7 protein-coding genes are annotated in these 20,129 nt (G+C 61.1%); 4 read left to right on the top strand and 3 right to left on the bottom strand.

What is annotated here, in order from left to right:
- Nucleotides 1-14 precede the first annotated feature (14 nt).
- Nucleotides 15-494, bottom strand: a complete 480-nt coding sequence (locus tag ACILSL_RS09070; RefSeq protein ID WP_395731692.1) for a YpsA SLOG family protein — start codon at nucleotides 492-494, stop codon at nucleotides 15-17.
- Between the two features lie 51 nt (nucleotides 495-545).
- A complete protein-coding gene (locus tag ACILSL_RS09065) occupies nucleotides 546-1,577 on the bottom strand; it encodes a hypothetical protein (RefSeq protein WP_395731691.1) in 1,032 nt (343 codons plus the stop codon).
- Nucleotides 1,578-1,707: 130 nt separating this feature from the next.
- On the opposite strand from ACILSL_RS09065, the gene ACILSL_RS09060 reads away from it, so the two are divergent.
- Nucleotides 1,708-2,892 carry a fatty acid desaturase family protein gene (locus tag ACILSL_RS09060; RefSeq protein WP_395731690.1) on the top strand — a complete coding sequence of 395 codons (1,185 nt, stop codon included), beginning with the start codon at nucleotides 1,708-1,710 and terminating at the stop codon, nucleotides 2,890-2,892.
- 9 nt (nucleotides 2,893-2,901) lie between these two features.
- On the opposite strand, the gene ACILSL_RS09055 is transcribed toward ACILSL_RS09060, so the two are convergent.
- On the bottom strand, nucleotides 2,902-11,712 hold the full coding sequence (locus ACILSL_RS09055; protein ID WP_395731689.1) for a thioester reductase domain-containing protein: 8,811 nt from the start codon (nucleotides 11,710-11,712) through the stop codon (nucleotides 2,902-2,904).
- 149 nt (nucleotides 11,713-11,861) lie between these two features.
- Between ACILSL_RS09055 and ACILSL_RS09050 the strand changes: the two genes are divergently transcribed.
- The 3 genes from ACILSL_RS09050 (at nucleotide 11,862) to ACILSL_RS09040 (ending at nucleotide 20,123) form a co-directional block, all read left to right on the top strand.
- Nucleotides 11,862-14,228: an ABC transporter permease gene (locus ACILSL_RS09050; RefSeq protein WP_395731688.1), complete on the top strand. Its 2,367-nt coding sequence runs from the start codon at nucleotides 11,862-11,864 to the stop codon at nucleotides 14,226-14,228.
- A gap of 728 nt (nucleotides 14,229-14,956) precedes the next feature.
- Nucleotides 14,957-17,323 carry an ABC transporter permease gene (locus tag ACILSL_RS09045; protein ID WP_395731687.1) on the top strand — a complete coding sequence of 789 codons (2,367 nt, stop codon included), beginning with the start codon at nucleotides 14,957-14,959 and terminating at the stop codon, nucleotides 17,321-17,323.
- A gap of 211 nt (nucleotides 17,324-17,534) precedes the next feature.
- A complete protein-coding gene (locus ACILSL_RS09040; RefSeq protein WP_395731686.1) occupies nucleotides 17,535-20,123 on the top strand; it encodes a putative Ig domain-containing protein in 2,589 nt (862 codons plus the stop codon).
- Nucleotides 20,124-20,129 lie beyond the last annotated feature (6 nt).

Genomic DNA, 20,129 nt, shown 5'->3' with positions numbered 1-20,129 from the left:
AAGGCCTGGAGGACTTACTCCGGACGGCGGTCCAGAATGCCCTTGGCTTTCTCAAGTTCACTGATCGCCCAGTCGCTGACTCCGGGTTCATCCGTGTCTACCGACCCAGTGATGTGCATCCGGCGGATGTAATATTTGTCCATGAACGCCACGATCTTTTCTGAAACTCCGAGGATGCCGCGATGCACGTGAAGAACGGGCTTTTTCAGCTTTCGGGCGGTGCTGACGGCCTTCTGGGCGGTGCCTGTGGCCTTGGTGGCGAGGGTGAAGACCAGGGTCGCTTCCGCATCACGCACGTTGGAGCTGACGGCCTCGATCACGTTTTCCGTCTCGCCTTCCTTGAGCTTGTAGCGCGGATCCAGCGGTTCCGCAGATCCGAGGATGCCCTTGGGGCACCAGCCGCCGTGCGGGCATTCGTATTTCAACGCCCACTCCAGAGCGGCGCGTTCGACGCCCATCTGAGCGCCGGTGATGATGACAAGTTTGAAAGCCATGGAACGTTCAGAAGAAATCAGGACAGCCTCTACGGCAAGCACGATCTCGCTTTATTCCAGGTTGCGTCCCAGCATCAGGTCCAGATTGCGCTCCACAATTTCACCCATGGATTTGCACGACTCAAAGAGATGGGAGCTGTGGTACTGACCCAGTTCGGAACGGAGCTGGACGACCTTTTCGAAGGGCTCCACCGCATTGTTCTTCATGCAGTGCAGCAGGGCGGTGATCCGCTGGTGCTCCGAGAGGTAGCGGCGGGAGATGAGGCTGCGTTCCTCCTCCTGGTACTGCTTCATCGTGGGGAAGTTCAGGCATGAAGAGCACAGCTGGACGACGGGGTTGTTCTCCTTGAAGAACTGCGGCAGGTACAGTCTTTTGCGCCCTTCGTAGCTCTGCTGGTCAAAGTCGATGGCACGCACACGGTACTGCACCTCCTCAAAGTCCGGCGTCATGTCCACCACATAGTTGTAGCTGCGCATGTCACCGAGAAGCCGGATGAAGCAGCGCTCGCTGAATTTCACGAACTCCTTGGCCAGGCGCACGCCGTTGAAGTCTGGGCGCTGGAGGTAGTCGCGGATGAAGGCGTCTCCCGGCACCCCGGCGATGTGCTCCTCCACCAGGGTGCCTCCCCTGTGCATCAGGTAGTTGATGCGGTTCGGGGAGAGCAGGTGCTCCAGCTCCAGGCCATAGACACGGGAGGCGTCCGCCGTCTTCACGTAAAAATGGTCATAGTTGTCATTGTACTGATTCACCACACGGACACGGAACGGGCGGGAATTGCCAAATTCACAATAGTCCACTCGCTCGACGAACAGATGCGGCACCGCGTGGAAGTCACCCGTGCGCAGCTGGGAATAAATGCTGGTCAGCTTGGGGTACAGCTCCTGCTGCAGCTCGCGCGGGTACAGCACGCTGCTCCAGTAGGTGGCATTGCCCTCCTTGTCGAAGAGCGGGTAGCTTTCGGAGAAGTTGCGCAGTTCATCATACTGCGTGGGCAGCGAGTAGCAGCGCCCGAACTGGTCGAGGTACTCGATCAGTTCATCGGTGACCGGAATGAAGTTTTTGCGCTTGGTGATCTCGTTCATGCCGGCGCTGTGTCGCACTTCGCGTTCCAAGTATCAAGAAGGGAAGCGGCATCAGGTCGGAGCATTGGGCGCATTGCGGCTTGATTCTCGGTGCCGGTTTGTGCATCTTCCAGGCTGTGTTGTCTCCTGCGTGAAGCTTCTCCACCATCAGCAGTTGCGAGAGTGGTCAAAACTTCGCTCCTGGCGGAATTTCGGCTGGCTCGCGCTGGATTACGCCTGCGTGCTGCTGGTCGCCGGATGCGCGGTTGGGTTTCACATCGTTTGTCAGGAGCAGGGATATTACTGGGCCTGGGAGCTGCCTGTAGTGCTGCTGGCGGTGTTTCATCTGGGCATCCTCCAGCATCGCATCGCTCTCATGGGGCATGAGGCTTCCCATGGCCTGCTGCTGCCCAGCCGGGTCTGGAATGACCGGGTGGCGAACCTCCTTTGTTTTTATCCGCTTTTCTCCGACATCCGCCTCTACCGCAAACGCCACGTGGGGCACCACCTGCATCCGAATGATCACGAGCAGGATCCAAATTTGTTCGGGGGCAAGGTGGAGCGCATCTGGGCGAAGTTTCCCATGGGGAAGCTCAAGTTCGCTCGTTGCTTCTACCTCATGTTTTTCTGGCCGCCGTTCGTCCTGAGAAACCTGCTGGACTTGTTTTTGACTCTGTCAGCTGGGACTCAGGGGGCGGCAGGCACGGTAGCCAGAAAGAGCCCCCTGCCACTGCTGGGGCGGATCTGGTTCATCCTCTCATCCCTGTTGCTGGTTTCTTGCGTAGCGTTCGGCGTACGCAGCTGGCCCCTGCTGCTCTGCATGACTGCACTCGCGGTATGCGTCTGGGCTTGGCATCCAGCTCAGGCCTTCAGCGCCGAGGGCGGGATGACACCCAAGGTGCTGAAACAGAACGCCCTGCAAAAGCTCAGCTTCAATGCCATGCTGCTGCTCGTGGTGGGAGTGCTGAGCGAGCGGTTTGGCGGCCAGGTGGTCGTGGCTTTTATCGTGCTGTGGGTCTGCCCGCTGATCTATGTGTTTCCATACCTGATGCTGCTGCGGGAAATCTACCAGCATGCCAATGCTGGCACCGAGGACTTGGACAACTCACGCATCATGCATGTGGACCCTTTCACGCGCTGGGCGCTGCTGGGCTATGGCAATGACTATCACCTGGCGCACCATCTCTATCCAAACATCCCGCATGACCGCCTGGCGGAAGTTCATGACGCGCTGCTCCGGGAGTCCGGCGACTACGCAAAGGCAGTGGCAGAAAGCTATGGCGTGGTTCAGGCGCCTCCAGGCAGGCGTAGCATTTTGGATCTATTGGCGCGGTGAGGGCGGACTTCAGGTCTCGGCAGCCGGCAGAAAGCCGATGCTTGAAAGGTGCTCCAGGTAGAGCTGCATGCGGGCCTGGTCCACCTGCGGGCAGGTGACATCGCTTCCTTGGAGATCCTGAAGGGTGTTGCGGCAGAATTCGGCGGATTGACCCTGCACGAGATTGGCAAGAAGCACCTGCCGTGGAATGAACATCTGGTAAACGGCAATGGGGTTTTGCTGCATGCTCAGGCCGCTCTCGATGAGCTCTGTTTCCCATTGGGCCTCCGGTACGATACGAAGCGGGTATCCGCAGGCGCGCGTGAGGTCGAGCAGCTCGCAGAAGCCCGGAGCGGCGGGGTTGATGAGGTGGTAGGTGCGCCCGGTGCCGATCAGGCTTTGCGAGAGGCGCACCATGCTGGCGGCGACGTAATCGACAGGCGTGAGCAGGCTGCTGTAGCCCGAGTCCGGACCCGAGTGCAGGGTGATGCAGGTCTTCAGGAAGAGCCAGATGACGTTGTCGGTGGGGCAGATGCCTGTCTGGCCGTCACCCACAAGGAGGCCGGGACGGTACACATGGACCGGGAGTCCGTGCGCGCGGGCCTGCAGAAACAACTGCTCGGCAACCCAGCGGCTCTGGCTGTAGCCCACGACGAGTTTGTCATGCAGCGGAAGCAGTGAATCTTCAAGCAGCGGCTGTTCATCGGTGGTTTCGCCGGCGGCGAGGACGCTGACACTGGAAAGGTAATGCACGGGCTTGAGCCTGCCTTGGGCCGCCAGCCGGATGATTTCCACCGAGCCGTTCACATTGACCGTCCTGAGCTGCGCATACGCGGCGATGTGATTAATTTGCGCAGCAGTGTGATAAATCGTGTCCACGATGGCGGCGAGTTCATCGAATGCGGCGGGCTCAAGACCGAGCAAGGGCAGCGCGAGGTCTCCCAGGACCGGGATGATGCGGGCGCGGAAGGTCTCCTCCCAGCACCCATGCTGCTGCAAATGAGCCGCGATCTGCTGCAAGGCGTCTGCAGTGTCTGTGGCACCGATGAGACAGTGCACTGTGGCTTGCGGCTGTCGAAGAAGATCGCGCAGCAGGTAGGCGCCGATGAATTCCAGGCCTCCGGTGAGGAAGATGTGCTGCGGCTGCTGGATCTGGGTTGCTGTGACGTGCCCCGGCGCGAATGGAATGTTCCAGCGGGCGAGGTCTGCATCCTGCACCATGTCATTTTCAGCAGGGACGAGTGTCGCAGATTCTGCTGCTGCGGCAGCAGTCTCGGCTTTGCCGCCGGTCAGCATGTTCAGCAGGATTTCGGTGAGCTTCTGCACCGTCGGTGCACCCCCCATCAGCAGCCCGGTGGGGATGGCGATGCCGGTCTGACCTTCGATCTGATGGATGAGTTCGACGGCCATGAGGGAGTCGATCCCGATCTCATTGAGCGGACGTTTGGAGTCGATCTTGCCGGGAGTGGTGCGGAGGATCTTGGCCACCTGCTCGCGCAGAAAGGTGTCCAAAATGCCCGGCTGGTCCGCAGGCGCGGCGCTGAGCACCGCCTCGCGCAGCCAGTTGGAATCGTCGGACTGATGTTGCCTGAGCGCGTCTTCCGTGGTCAGCAGGGCATAGCGTGGAGTCGCGATGATGGCTGGCGTCACGGAGGCCCACTTGGGCCAGTCAATGCGCGAGACCATCATCTGGCTGATGGCAGGCTGCTGCATGAGCCGGCCCAGGATGGGCAGGCTCTCCGCTGGCGTGATCCCAGACCAGCCGATGCGGGCAAAGTGCTCCTCCAATTTCTTGTGCCGCGCCACGTAACCGACACCTGCCATGACACCCCAGTTGATCGTGAGGCCCGGCAGCCCCTGCATTCGCCGATGGTTTGCCAGGGCATCCAGGAACGCATTCGCGGCGGCGTAGTTCGCCTGACCGGGACTGCCAATGATGGACGCCACCGAGGAGAACATCACAAAGTGATCGAGCGCCAGTCCCTGCGTCTGCAGGTGCAGGTTCCACGCGCCGTTGATCTTGGGCGTGGTGACCTTGGTGAAACGTTCCGCATTGAGCTGTGAGATCAGTCCGTCATCCAGCACCATCGCGACGTGGAAAACACCACTCAGTGGTGGATGCGACTGCTCGATCTCCTGCAGCAGCGCAGTCACGCTCGTAGGATCGCTCACATCGGACTTGATCACAGTGACCTCAGCGCCTGCCGCCTGCATGGCGGCCACGCCGGCACGTGCTTCATCGGTGGAGGCACCGCTGCGGCTGGAGAGAACAAGATGTCGCGCGCCTTGCTTCACAAGCCACTGCGACATGGCCAGGCCAAAGCCCCCGAGCCCGCCTGCTACGAGGTAGGTGGCATCAGGATTCAGCTGCAGCGCGGCATCTGGTGTGTCGGCGCTCAGCGAGACCCTGGCATCCGCCATGGTGAGCACCACTTTGCCGATCTGACGTGCCTGCGTGATGTAACGGAAGGCATGCGCCGCATCAGCCAGCGCAAACGAGCGGTAGGGCAGCGCTGGAAGCTTGTGCGAGTTGAACAGCTTTTTCAGGCTGCCCATGATGGACTTCGAATTCCGCGGATCGAGCGCATGACCGAGGTCGATCGCATGATACGAGAGATTATGGCGGAAGGGGAAGAGCCCCACCTTGGTGTTGCCATAGATGTCGCGTTTGCCGATTTCAAGGAAGCGGCCGTACTGGCGCAGCAGCGAAAGGCTCTGATGGATGGCCTCGCCCGCCAGCGAATTGAGCACGAGATCCACTCCCTCGTTGTTCGTGATGCGCATGACCTCGCCGGCAAAGGCCAGCGTGCGTGAATCCAGCACATGTTCCACGCCTTGCTTCTTCAAGAATGCGCGCTTTTCCGCGCTGCCTGCGGTGGCAAAAATCTCCGCACCAGTGGCCTTGGCGATGCGCACCGCCGCCTGACCCACTCCACCCGTGGCGGCATGAATGAGCACACGTTCACCCTTCGTCATGCGCCCCTGATGCGTCAGCGCATAGGAGGCGGTCAAATACGTGACCATCATCGTGGCCGCCTCTTCCATCGTGAGATGCGCGGGCTTGGCCAATACCGCATACTCGACCGTGGTCACGTGCGTGCCGAAGCACCCGGCGGCGAGCGCCATCACTTCGTCCCCCGGTTTAAACTGCGTCACATTGCTGCCCACTCGCACGATGCGTCCGGCACATTCGTCACCCAGCAGCATGGCATCCGCAGCTTCGGCGGGATAGATGCCCAGCGCCTTCATCACATCGCGGAAGTTCAGCGCCGCGGCGCAGATTTCGATCTCGACTTCATTCGGCCCGGGTGCGCGGCGCGCCTTCGCTCGGAACACCAGCTTGTCCAGTGAACCAGGTTTGGCAGACTCGAGCCGGAAGCACTGTTCAGCGTTGAGTGTGGATGTCGAAGTCTGTGCCAGATGGTCCAGCGAGCCATGCACCAGACGGTGGGCATAACGTGCCTCACCGCGCCAGGCGATCTCGGTTTCCTCATCCGCATGCAGCACTTCGTTAAGCAGGATGGCCGTGTCATTCTCACCTGCGACGCCGAGATCTATCGTGCGGCAGTGCAGGTCCGGATGCTCGCTCATGACCACGCGGGACATGCCGTGCAGCGGTGCTTGTGTGAGGGAGAGCGTAGCAGTTTTTTCGCCGGCTGGCTGTGCGCCACGTGTGACGAACCACAGGCCGGGCAGCGTGGAAAGTCCCGCCGCATTCAGCGCCTGCACTAGGTAAAGCGGGCTGTGGCAGACCAGTGTTTGAGCTTCGGCAATCTCTGCCGTCGTGACGTCTGCACCTGCCGGCGCATCGAGACTCCAGAGATGGATGACTCCACGCAGCGTGCCGGTTTGCAGGAGTTCAGCGACCAGTCGGGGGTAGTCCTCCGCCGCTGAGGCGCGGAGCTCGGTTTCATCGGCGGAGATTCGCGCGAAGGCGTCCGCCGCCTTGACCACAAGGCAGGTGTCGCCACGTTGCCGCAGCTCATGCGCGAGCGATTGCGCGACGCCGCTCTTGTCTGCAAACAGCACCCAGCGGCCGGGTTCGGCAGGCGCTTGATCTGCCGCAGCTGCAACTTGCGTCAGCTCCGGGCCGCGCGCGAGCAGGACGACCTGCCCGCTCTCACTTGGGTTCGCGGCATCAGCCACGGCTTCCACGGAGGCGAAGCCTGCCGCAGAGAGCAGCTTCTCCCAGTCGGCGGATGGCAGCAGCGGATGATGCGCACGCAGCGCTGTGTCCTGAAAGCTCCACCAGCGCGCATCCGTTCCGCATACCAGATCATGCCAGGGCGTGGCTCGCTCCAGCTCCAGGGCCATGAGCAGGCCTCCGGAGGCGAGCATCTGGCGCACCTGCTCCAGGGACTGCTGCACGTTCTTCGTCAATGACAGCGCGTTGGAAACGAGAATGATGTCAAACCGCTCGTCGGCAAAGCCCTGCTCCGCCGGCGGGAGATCAAGGTCCAGCACGCGGTACTGCACCGATTGATAATCGCTGAATTTCTTCCCGGCCTGGTCAAAGTGGCGGTCCGAGACATCCGTGAAGCAGTACTCCACACCCGCCTGCGGCAGGCGCGGCAGCACGCTGGCGGTCACGCCGCCGGTGCCTGCGCCGATCTCCAGGATGCGTGCGCGCCGCCCCTCGGGAAGCTGCGCCAGCGCAGCGCTGACGGCTTCACCTAGCACGTGGTTGTACACACGCGTGAAGACAGAGGCCGCCTGAAAGTGCTCCAGCATGTTGGCGGAGAGCACGCCTGCGGCGTCGCCCTTGCCGCGCAGCACATCGGCCAGTCCCTCGGTGCAGCGGTCCAGCAGGATGAGTTCCGGATGAAAGGCAGGGAAGTGGAAGACGAGATCCTGCCACAGCTTGTCCCGGTTCAGTGCGGCCGGTTTGGCCGTGACCGTCCATGCCGGTGTTTCGGCAGCTGGCAGAGATTCCAGCCAGCCGTCCGGCTCCAGCAAGGTCAGCAGGCGCTGCACAAACCGTTCATGCGCGGGCTGCACCTTGGTGCGTTTCAGCAGTGCGGGCAGCGTGAAAGTTTCGCCGGGTTTGGGGCGCCAGCCGAGCTGCTTGAACACCGCGAGAATGGAACTGCGGCACAGCTGCAAAAAGCGCGGCTCCCACTCCTGATAGCGCGCGTTCATGCCGAGCTCCTTGCTGAAATCAGCGGCACTCACTCGCAGCTTTGCAGCCAGTTCGGCGTTGTCTGGCAGGTAGTCTGCAGGCGCTTGCGCGCCACGTACGGCGGAAAGTGGCTTCAGCTGCCACTCGGACTGGTACAGCCAGTCGGCCTGCGCACCGGATCCGGGTGCGCTGCTCATGGCGGTGTGCTTGCAAAGGAAGTCCGTGATCTCCAGCAGCACGTTGCCCTCGTCATCGAGGATGAAGAGATCAATGACGATGATCTTCTTCGCGATCGCCTGCGTCCTGCGCACATAGGCCCACACCTTGGCGCCGGGCCTGGTGTGGCAGCGGATGCGCTCCATGCGCGCCGGAAGGTAGAGGCCGTCCGCCGGAATGGCGATCGTCGGATGGATGCACGCATCCAGCAGTGCCGGATGAATAATGTATCGGTCCATCTCCGCCACCACAGCGGCGGGCAGTTCGATGCGGCCCAGGGCTTCATCCTGGCCCGCCCAGACATGCGTCAGCGCCTGGAATTGCGGGCCGTAGTGCAGCTCTGCACTGGCCGCAGATTGATAAAAAGTTGGGCCGTCGAGTTCCGACACGCAGCGCTTTTGGATGGCTGCAAGATCAAACGGTGCTGGCTGTCGGCGCTCGGGCTCGGCGCGCATGCGTCCAGTGACGTGCTGCATCCAGTTCGGCGGCTCCTCGGTGATGGAGCTCTTGATGACGAAAGTGTTTTCATCCGGCTGGCAGGTGATCTGCATCAGCGGCACTTCATCCCCCGCAGGCAGGATGCAGCCGCGATGGATTTCGAGCTCTTCGATCAGCACCGGTTTGTCCAGGTGCAGTTCGCGGCCGGCCGCCAGCGCCATCTCCACATAGCCTGCGCCGGGAAAGATGAGGTGCTGGCCCACGCGGTGGTCCTTCAGCCAGGTCAGCACGTTTTTGTTCAGCGCAGTTTCCCAGCTGGGCTGAAAGCCTTGCAGCGTCAGTTTGAGCAGCGGATTGAGCTGCGGACGCGTCCGCAGATTCATCGAATACGCGGGTTCATGCCAGAAGTGCTCCTTCTGCCAGGGATACTCCGGCAGGTGCAGCGCGGAGCTTGCCTGCGGGTAGAGTCCCTGCCAGTCCACCCCATGGCCGTTCACATGCAGCGCGCCCAGCGTGCCCAGCAGCGTGGCCCGCTCTGGCTTCTGGCGCCGCAGCGATGGCAGCACCAGGCCGAGTGCCTCTGCTGTCGTGAGGCATTCAGACATGGAATTGGACAGCACGGGATGCGGGCTGATCTCAAGAAAATGCGTCTGTCCTGCGGCGATCACCGCATCAATGGCCGGGGCAAAGAGCACGCTCTGCCTCACATTGCGCCACCAGTACTCCGCGTCGTAGTCGGTGCCTTCGGCCAGCTTTCCGGTGACGGTTGAGAAAATTTTGATCTGGCCCGTCTGCGGCTGCAGACCGGCCAGCGACTCCGCCAGCTCCTCCCTCACCGGGTTCATGTGGGCGCTGTGAAAGGCGTAGTTCACCGGCACATAGCGCACAAACAGCCCGCGCTTCTCCACCCCTTGGAAGATCTCATCCACCGCGTCGCTGTCACCCGAGATGGACACCATCTTGGGGCCGTTGACTGCGGCCAGCGATGCCCTCTCGCCATACGGGGCGATGAGGGCCACGGCCTCTTCACGCGTCAGCGCGGCGGCGATCATCTTTCCGCGCAGCGGCGTCTTCTCCATACACCGTCCGCGATGGTGGATCACACGCACCGCCTCTGGCAGGGACAGCGCCCCGCACACATGCGCCGCAGCGACTTCCCCCATGCTATGGCCTACCACAGCATACGGGCACACACCCCAGGACTGCCACAGCGCCGCCAGCCCCACCTGCAGCGCAAAGAGCGCCGTCTGCGCGATCTGCGTTTCGTTCAGCCTGGTGGTCTTTTCATCACGCCGCAGTTCATCCAGCAGCGAGCACCCGCCGAGCTTCAGCAGTTCATCATGGCAGCTCTGAATGACCTGGCGAAACACCGGCTCCTGTTCCAGCAGTTCACGCCCCATGGCCCACCACTGCGGCCCCTGTCCGCTGAAGACAAAGACGAGGCGGGCGTTTTTGACCGGCTGGCCCACGTTGAGCCCCGGCGCCTGCTCTCCATTCAAAAAGGCGCTCAGCACGGCGCTCATCCCGGCACGCGTGCTTGCCACCGCAGCCAGACGAAATTCATGGTGCGTGCGCCTGCGGCTGGCCGCAGCGCAGATGTCGCTCAGAGACAGCGATTCATCCGCCGAGTCCAGCAGGGCGCGGAAAGACTCGGCCACGGCCAGCAGCGCGGCGTCTGAGCCGCGTGCGGAGAGCGGCAGGATGAGTTCCGGCTTTTCCCCGGAGGGGGCGGAAACGGGGGCCTGCGCGGCAGGTGGCGGTGCCGCTTCCAGCACGGCGTGGGCGTTCGTGCCGCCAAAGCCAAAGGAATTGATGCAGGCCAGCAGTCGGTGCTCCGCGTCCCGCTTCAGCGGCGTGGCGGTCACAGGCACCCTCAGTCGCAGGCGTTCAAAGTTCAGCGAAGGATTCGGCGTGTTGAAATGCAGATTCGGCGGCACCATCCCGTGCTTCAGGCACAGCGCCACTTTGATCAGTCCTGCGATGCCTGAGCCCGCCTCCAGATGCCCGATGTTCGTCTTCACCGATCCAAGCAGGCAGTCATCTCCGGCCTGACGCCCGGCACCGAGGATCGTGCCCAGGGCGCTGCCTTCGATGAGATCGCCGATGGTGGTGCCTGTGCCGTGCGCTTCGGCATACTGGATTTCATGCGGAGACACCCCTGCGAGTCGGCAGGCCGTGGCGATGAGTTCCTGCTGGGAGCCACGGCTCGGCACCGTCATCCCGGACGTACGCCCGTCTTGATTGACCGCAGTACTGCGGATGACGGCATAGATGGGGTCTCCGTCCGCCAGCGCGGCGGAGAGTGGCTTCAGGCACACCGCACCGACACCTTCACCCCGGACGAAGCCGTTGGCACTGGCATCAAAGGCCTTGCACCGCCCGTCCGCAGAGAGCATGCCCATGCTGGAAAAGGCGACAAAAGGGAAGGGCGTGATGATGCAGTTCACCCCTGCGGCGATGGCGCGTGTGCATTCCTTGTTCCACAGCGCCTGGCAGGCCATGTGCACGGCCACCATGGAGGACGAGCAGGCGGTGTCCACCGCGACGCTCGGCCCCTGGAAATTCAGCGCGTAGGAGATGCGGTTGGCCGCAATGCTGGCCGCGACGCCCGTGGCGGAGTGCGGATAGGCCAGGCCACGACCTGCTGAATTCTGCTGAATGTCCCCGTAGTCATGCGTGGAGATGCCCACAAAGACCCCTGTGTCCTCGCCTTTCACGATGTCCACCTGCTGGCCCGCATCCATCAGAGCCTCCCAGGTGGCCTCCAGCAGCAGGCGTTGCTGCGGGTCGATGAACGGGGCCTCACGCGGCGTGATGCCGAAGAACCCGGGGTCAAACGTGTCGATCTCATCGATCAGCCCCGCCCACTTGGAATAGGTCTTGCCAGGCTTGCCGGGTTCGGGGTCGTAGTAAAAGCGGTGGTCCCAGCGGTCCTGCGTCACCTCGCGGATGGCATCCACCCCGCCCATGAGCATCTGCCAGAAAGTTTGGGCGTTGGTGGCTCCTCCGGGCAGGCGGCATCCGATTCCAATGATGGCGATGGGGTCGGCGGAGGTTGGTTCTGGCATGGGTTTTACTTGCTTACTTGCTCACGGTGCGGCTTGTCAAGAAACCGGCAAGGAAATAGCATGTTCTCTGGCGTTGCAATCTCATCGAGCAAGGGCTTGAACAGGGTTTGTGACCTTTTTTCATGGCTGCCGTTGCAAATTCATTCTGAATGATCACCACTCTCGACCGTAAACTGCTCCGCGACCTCGGCGGCATGAAGGGACAGGTCCTGGTGGTGAGCCTCGTCATGGCCTGCGGCGTGGCGATGATGATCGTCTCTCAAAGCGTCATCCTCAGCCTGGAGCGCACACGCGACAGCTACTACCAGCACTACCGCATGCCCGATGTCTTCGGCTCGGTCAGGAGTGCCCCCCTCTCCCTCCATGACCGCCTCAGTCACATCCCCGGCGTGGCTGCGGTGGAGCTGCGCGTGGTCAAATCAGCCCTGCTGGACATGGAGGGCGTGCAGGAGCCGGTCAGAGCGCGGCTGGTTTCCCTGCCGGACGACGGCAAACTCAATCTCAATCAGATCTTCCTCCGCCGGGGCAGACTCCCCTCGCTGGGAACCCAGCGCGAGGCCGTGGTGAGCGAGGCCTTTGCCCAGGCTCATGGGCTTCAGATCGGCGATCGCATCACTGCCATCCTGAACGGCCGCCGCGATCATCTGGACATCTGCGGCATCGGCCTCTCCCCAGAGTTTGTGTTTGAAGCACCGCCAGGGCAGACCCTGCCGGACAACAAGCACTACGGCGTCTTCTGGCTCCGCTACCAGTCCCTGGCCTCAGCCTTTAATCTGGATGGCGCTTTCAATGACTTCTGCATGGATCTGTCTCCCGGAACGCCCTCCAAGGAGGTGATCGAGGAGGTGGACCAGATGCTTGTCACCTACGGCGCCCCCGGCGCTTACGCATTGAGCGATCACTCCAGTTCAAAGCGGCTGGGTGACGAACTGCGCATCGTGCGTGCGCTCTCCCTTGCGTATCCCTTGGTGTTTCTGTGCGTGGCCGCCTTCATGGTAAATTCCGTCACCTCCCGGCTGGTGCGTTTGCAGCGGGAGCAGATCGCTCAGCTCAAGGCGCTGGGCTACACCTCCTGGCAGGTCGGCCGCCATTACCTGAACTACGCCCTTGTGATCGTGGCGGCAGGCGCGGCGGTGGGCATTTTTGCAGGCTGGAGCCTCGGGCACACCATGCTCAGGGTCTACACCCTGCTGTTTCATTTCCCTGAGCTGCACTTTCAGTTGGATCAAAAAGCGCTGGTCATGGCTCTCATCATCAGCATCGCAGCCGCTGTGCTGGGCGTGGCGGGCGCGGTGTGGCTGGCGGTCAAGCTCTCCCCGGCGGAGGCCATGCGGCCGGAGCCCCCGGCAGATTTCAAGCCATCGCTGCTCGAGCGCCTCGGCGTCACGCGCGGCACCGGGCTCGTGTTTCGCATGGCCTTGAGAAACATCGAGCGTCGTCCCGTGCAGGCCGGGTTCACCGTGGTTGGGCTGGCCTTGGCCACCGGCCTGCTCGTGCTGCCAGGCGCTCTCGCAGACAGTGTGGACCAGCTGCTGACCTACCAGTGGAATGATCAGTTCCGCCAGAACGTCATCATCTCCATGCGGGATCCCGCCTCCATCAATACATTGCATGATCTGGAGCATCTGCCCGGAGCCCTGCGCGTGGAGCCGGTGCGCGGCTTCGTCGCCACTGTCAGCAATGCTCACCATGAGCGCCGGCTTTACATCCTGGGCTTCGCCAAGAATCACAAGCTCATCCATCCGCGTGACATGCAGGGCCGGCCCATCGTGCTGCCCGGTGAAGGCCTGCTCGTTTCGAATAAACTCGCCGAAGTACTCGGCGTGAAGATCGGTGACCGTCTGCATATGCAGGTGCTGGAAGGCCGCTGCGAGCGCCAGGAGGTCACCGTGCGCGGCTTCATGGCGGACTTCTACGGCATGTCCGCCTACATGGACATCGATGCCGTCCGTCACCTCCTGCGCGAGAGCGAGACGATGACCAGCGCCTTTCTCACCGTGGACACCAACCGCTGGGACGACTTCATGCGCGAAGTCAAAAAGCAGCCCAAGATCGAATTCGCCAGCGTGAAGAAAAACGATCTCGCGGCCTTTCGCGCCTCCACCGGTCAGAGCATCGGCACCCTGCGCCAGTTGTTTCTGTGGATGGCCGTCATCGTCGCCTTCGGCGTCGTTTACAACAGCGCCCGCATCGCCCTCTCCGAGCGCGGTCGTGATCTCGCCACCCTCCGCGTCGTTGGCCTGACCAAGCGCGAAGTCGCAGGCGTGCTCCTCGGAGAGCTCACGCTGCTCGTGCTCGTGGCCCTGCCCATAGGCCTCGTCTTTGGCAGCATCCTCGCCTCCTATGTCATCAGCGCCGTCAGCAATGAGACCGTCCGTCTGCCGCAGTACATCAGCTCCATCACCTATGCCAATTCCGTGCTCGTCGTCCTGGCAGCAGCCGGTGCCTCCTTCACCATGGTCAGCTTCATGCTCCACAAGCTCGATCTGATAAGCGTGCTCAAAGCACGTGACTGATCAATCAACGCGCCGGCGTCGATCAACGCGCCAGTGTCTTGGAGTGCGGTGGCAGAGATGCAAGGCGCAAGCCTGCATCGTCGACACCGCTTTCGCGGGGTGGCCGCGTGTCCTTCTCACTCAGTCCGTCCTCCGGCCTTTATCAAGCCTGTTATCAATCAACACGCCAGCGTCTCGGAGTGCGGTGGCAGAGAAGCAAGCCTGCACCGCTTTCGTGGGCTGCGGTGTATCTGCGCTCCACCGGTTCCCAGACTCTGACGCGCTCGCATTCTTGACATGAACGCCACTCAGTCGAGGCCACGTCTCTCCAATCAAAAAGCACCCCGGAGCGCGGACTTCCAGTCCGCAGCACTCCGCCATCACCCACCTCCCCGCACGTCCAGCACGAGAGGATCATCTGGATCCCTCCACGCGCCACCTCATAAAATGCCACACAAGAATGGCACTCGGTTAAGCCCGCATTCCCTTCGTAGCTTTAGCGAAGAACGGGCGCCTTCTTTGCACCCGCGCTCACCAGCAGCGTTCTCAACGCCCCTCCGCTGCTACGAGCATCCGCATAATCCCAAAATCCACGAACGATGCCCTCCCCCGAGGGCCATTCATGCCTGGCATTATTCAGAGCATAACGGCGCAAATCGTGGGTGTCCCATCCATGCTTGACCCCCTCAGAGCTCCACAATCGCATCTGTTTTTGCAAACCACGCGCATGGTCGTATCCATACGGCCACATGCTCACCCCGCTCGATCTCAAACTCTTCCGCGATCTCGGTCGCATGAAGGGCCAGATCGTGGCGGTGAGCCTCGTGATGGCCTGCGGACTGGCGATGATGATCATGACTCGCAGCATCGTGCTCACCCTGGAAGGCACCCGGGACGCCTACTACCAGCGCTACCGCCTCGCGGATGTCTTTGCGTCTCTGAAGCGAGCACCGCTCTCCCTGGCGGAGCGCGTGGCGGGGATTCCCGGCGTCGCGGCTGTGGAGGCTCGGGTCGTGGTCGATGCGACTCTCGATCTCGTGGGCATGACCGAGCCCGCTTCAGCGCATCTGGTATCCCTTCCTGAAGGACGGCCGCAGACTCTCAACAAGACCTTCATCCGGCAGGGCCGCTTGCCTCAGCCCGATGAACGGCGGCAGGCGGTGGTCAGCGAATCCTTTGCCCTCGCAAACAAGCTGCAGATTGGCGACAGCCTTGTCGCCATCATCAACGGCCACCGCGACATCATCATCATCTGCGGCATCGGGCTGTCCCCCGAGTTTGTGTTTGAGGCCCGACCCGGGCAGACTCTGCCGGACAACAAACGCTACGGCGTCTTCTGGATGAACTACGAGGCCATCGCCGTGCCCTACGATCTCGATGGCGCGTTCAATGATCTCTGCGTGGATCTCTCCCCGGGCGCGCAGTCAGGGCCGGTGATGGCGGAAATCGACCGCCTGCTGCTGGACTACGGTGCACAGGGAGCCTACACCCGGCGCGAGCACAACAGCGCGCAACGTCTCGATGACGAACTCCGCGTGGTGCGTGCTCTGTCCGTGGCCTATCCCCTGGTCTTCCTCAGTGTGGCTGCTTTCATGGTCAATGCAGTGCTCGCACGGCTGGTGCGCCTGCAGCGCGAGCAGATCGCGCAGCTCAAAGCCCTCGGCTATTCCTCCTGGCAGGTCGGCCGCCACTACCTGAACTATGCTTTGGTCATTGTCGTGCTCGGCACCTTGATCGGTAGCGTGGTGGGTCGCTGGATGGGGGGCGCACTGATCAGCATCTACGATGTCTTTTTCCGTTTCCCCGCGCTGAATTTTCGCATGGACTACAGCGCCTTGGTCATCGCCTTGGTCGTCAGCACAGCGGCCTCATTTCTAGGAGTCATCAGCGTCGTCTGGATGGCGGTCAAGCTCCCACCCGCCGAGGCCATGCGGCCTGAGCCGCCCGCTGACTTCAAGCCTTCGGCCCTCGAACGCATGGGCCTCACCCGTGGCAGCGGCCCCGCACTGCGCATGGCCTTGAGAAATATCGAGCGCCGCCCCGTTCAGGCTCTCTTCACGGTCTTCGGTCTCGCCCTCGCCACGGGCCTGATGGTGCTCCCCGGTTCCATGGCGGACAGCATTGACTACATGCTCACCTATCAGTGGAACGATGTACAGCGCCAGGATGTGGTGGCGTTTTTCGCCGAGCCCGGATCCGCCGATTCGCTGCACAATCTGGAGCAGCTTCCCGGCGTGCAGCGCGCCGAGCCAGTGCGTGCCGTGCAGGCGCGCATCCGCTACGGCCACCATTCACGCAAGATCGCCGTGACCGGGCTCCCCCCCGATGCCGACCTCAACCGCCTGCTCGATGCACAACGGCGGCTCATCGTTCTGCCGGAGGAGGGCATCGTGATGTCCGCCCAGCTTGGCAAAATCCTCGGAGCCCGCATCGGGGATGTCGTTCAGGTGGAGGCCCTCGAAGGCCGGCGCGAAACCGTCGGCGTACCCATCCGTGGTTTCATGCAGGACTTCGCTGGCATCTCCGCCTTCATGGACATTCATGCGCTGCATCGTCTCATGCATGAAGGCGGCACCGTGAGCGGCGCTTACATGACCGTGGACCAGGCCCGCTGGAGTGAATTCATGCGCACGGTGAAGGACACGCCGCGCATCGCCATCACGCTCGTCAAACAGGACCAGCTCGATTCCTTTCGCAGCACCACCGGCCAGAGCATCGGCATCCTGCGCAAGCTCTACCTCGTCCTCGCCGTCGTGGTGGCCTTCGGCGTCGTTTACAACAGCGCCCGCATCGCCCTGTCAGAGCGCAGCCGTGATCTCGCCACCCTCCGTGTCGTCGGCTTCACCCAGCGCGAAGTGGCCGGTGTGCTGCTGGGAGAGCTGCTGCTGCTCATCTCCACCGCCATCCCCATCGGTCTCTTGTTTGGCAAAGGCCTCGCCACCTTCATCATCTCCAAGGTGAGCACCGAAACCATCCGCATGCCCCTCGTCATCAGCCTGCACACCTACACCATGGCCGTCCTCGTGGTCGCCGCAGCCTCCTGCGCCTCCTTCCTCGTCGTCGGTCGCATGCTCCGAAAGCTGGACATGGTGGGCGTGCTGAAGGCGAGGGATTGAGGGGACGTTCCTCCCTTCAAACGCAACCCTCCCAACGGCCCCTCCGGCTCAGCCCGGCGTCCATGCGTAGATGCCATGAGGGTAGGGCGGTTGGTCCTCCAACCGCCGCCGAACGTCCCCAGGCCTCTTTTTCGGAACTCATTTCCGGACTTCGCTCTAGCCCCGCCTCTGTGTGCTGGCCTTTACGTCGGAATCTGAACTGCCGAATATCATGAAGGGTGCTTTGTATACGCCGCAGCTAGAAGTCACCGGCGGCTATGGCCAGAAGATCTTCAGCCTTGCGGCCGGCGCTCTGCCTCCGGGCATTGCGCTGACTTCAGCAGGGCAGTTCCTCGGGGCTGCCTCTGAGACCGGCCATTACGCCTTCACCGTGCATGTCACCGATGCGCTGGGTCTGGTTAAAGACCAGGAATTCACACTGAATGTCAGTGAACCACCTCAGCCCCTGACCATCACCACGTACTCGCTGCCGAGCGGTGGCGTTGGCATCGGCTACAGTGCTGGCATTGGCGTCAGTGGTGGAAATGGTGATTACACCTTTACAGGCGGCGGAGGCATCTTCAGCGTCAGCTCCACGGGCGGCATCAGTGGCACCCCCACCGAGCCGGGCGTCTACGCCGTGAGCGTCACCGTGACCGACACCGCCGAGGGCACGGCGAGCGCCACCTTCGTGATCTCGGTGGCTGCCCCCACACTGACCGTCAGCAGCGGCGACAAACAGATTCTCAAAGTGGGAGACACACCCGAGCCGGTGACGGTATCAGTCACCGGAGGCGGCGTCGGCCTCGCCGGGGTTCCAGTCTCCATGGGCACCCAGAGCACGACCACGGATGAAGGCGGCAGCGCCACCTTCCTGCCTTCTGCTTTGATGACGGAAGGAGCGCATGACTTCGCCGTCAATGCCGCAGGCTGCGGAGCTACGGTGCAGATGTTTGCTTACACGCTACCGGCCGGCACCGGGGGAACAGTCCCCGATATTTTGCCCGGTCCGGCCCCTGAAATCCCAGTGCGCCCTGTGGAAGATGACGACGTCATTTTCGAAAGCCGCTCAGTGAGTTTCACCACCGGCACCCTGCAGGCCCATTACAGCGGCGGCATGGCCGTGGTTTATATCAATGGTCAGTTTCAGACCGTCTTTGATGGATACCACCCGCCAGACTACAACAGCAGCAAGACAATCTGGAGCACCAGTGATGGACAGTCGGGGGAAGGCACACCACCAAGCCTGGAGTCCTTGCCTTGGAGACCGGGCCTGGCCGATGGCTATGACCAAAAGTTCCCGGACACGAATGAGGGTCCAGTCGATGGCCCGGATCTTCCCGGGGGTGAAGGCGGCGGCACCATCTGGCCGGACTTTGGAACCGCCCCCTTCAAAATCGTTTACAACGGTGGCTACAATGGCAAGTCCGTGGGGCGCGAGGTAAATACTATCTCAGAGGTGCGCATGCGGCGTAAAACTGTCGAAGAAGGAGGTAGCGGAAATACCGATGAAATCATCAAGGCTTTGCTGGACGAGACCACAGAAGTTGATGAGAATGGAACGGAAAAAATCGTCGTTGCCCAAATGGAAAACTTTGTCCTTAGCGCTAATCTGATTGTCGCGGCTTCGACCATCATCAGACCCAATGCCACCACTAACAAAGCGGTGGGACAGGCTCTGAAAGAGGCAGACATCGTGCCTGATGCAGGAATGAAAGGCGTGATTGGCGACGAGGTGAAGTCAGCTAAACAAGGCAGCACAGTCAAGCATTTCGTGACGCCACAAGCCCTGCCTGTTAGTGGAGGCGGACCGCCGAACCCGCAAAATCCATTGGAATCACTCTATGTGGTATTGAAGGCCAGCGGAATTACAGCAGAACAAATAGGAGCAAACAAAAAATATCAATGGGAAGGCGGTGATCCATTTCCAAACGACCCCACAAAGCGCCTCGTGAAACGAGATGGGGCAGGTCCGCCGACTACGGTCAAAATCAAGAAGGGAACAAATACTATCGCGGTAATGATGGTTTGGGTCGTTTGGGTGGAACTGACTGCAGATATAGCTAAAAACAACAAGTCAAAACTCTTTAAGCAGAACGGCGTTTCATACCCATTAGGCTTTCAAAGCAAAGCCTTAACTACTGATGGCACCTATATTTCAGAGTTTCATATTGAATGGACTGGAAAAATTAATCCTCCTGCAATCACAGCGCCATCATATCAGAAGAACGTCGAAAGACCGGCACTGGAGGCTCAAACCAGGGTTAATGTTCCCGGGGATCCCAATGGCGTCCCTGACAATGCCTCTAACAAAGATTTTACTCAAGCAGGTTTCTCAGGATGGGATATGTCTCGAAAGATCACACAAAGACTTTACTCAAGCACAAACCAAAATGAACCCAGCTTAATAAACTCTCAAGATTGGATGCAAAAGCGTATAGATTATCCTACCGATGACTTGGAAGGGAATGATGATCGAATTAACGCCCAGGACGAAGACAGTAATCCATACTCAGAAGATGCGGGACAAATAGGTGAACTTATGCAAGTTGATGGACCGAGACGAGTATTTTACGGCAATGAATTGTATGGCTTGCCAAACACAATCCAAGTCCATTCTCAGTGGTGGTTTAAAGAGTTTGCACGGGTTCAGATCGGAGGCAAGTGGTACCGTTGTTCCAACCTCGAACCGTGGCGTTGTGATGTATGGGTGATTAACGTTGGCGGAATCTGGTATCCAAAAATCCTTGACCGAGACACTCCGCAAATGAGGGAATATGAGTTCTTTGAATTGAATAATGATGGCATTCCTTCCCCTTAAAATATT

The sequence above is a fragment of the Prosthecobacter sp. genome (assembly GCF_044222345.1).
In the GTDB taxonomy this organism is placed as follows: Bacteria; Verrucomicrobiota; Verrucomicrobiia; order Verrucomicrobiales; family Verrucomicrobiaceae; genus Prosthecobacter.
This window is presented reverse-complemented; position numbering and strand designations above follow the sequence as displayed.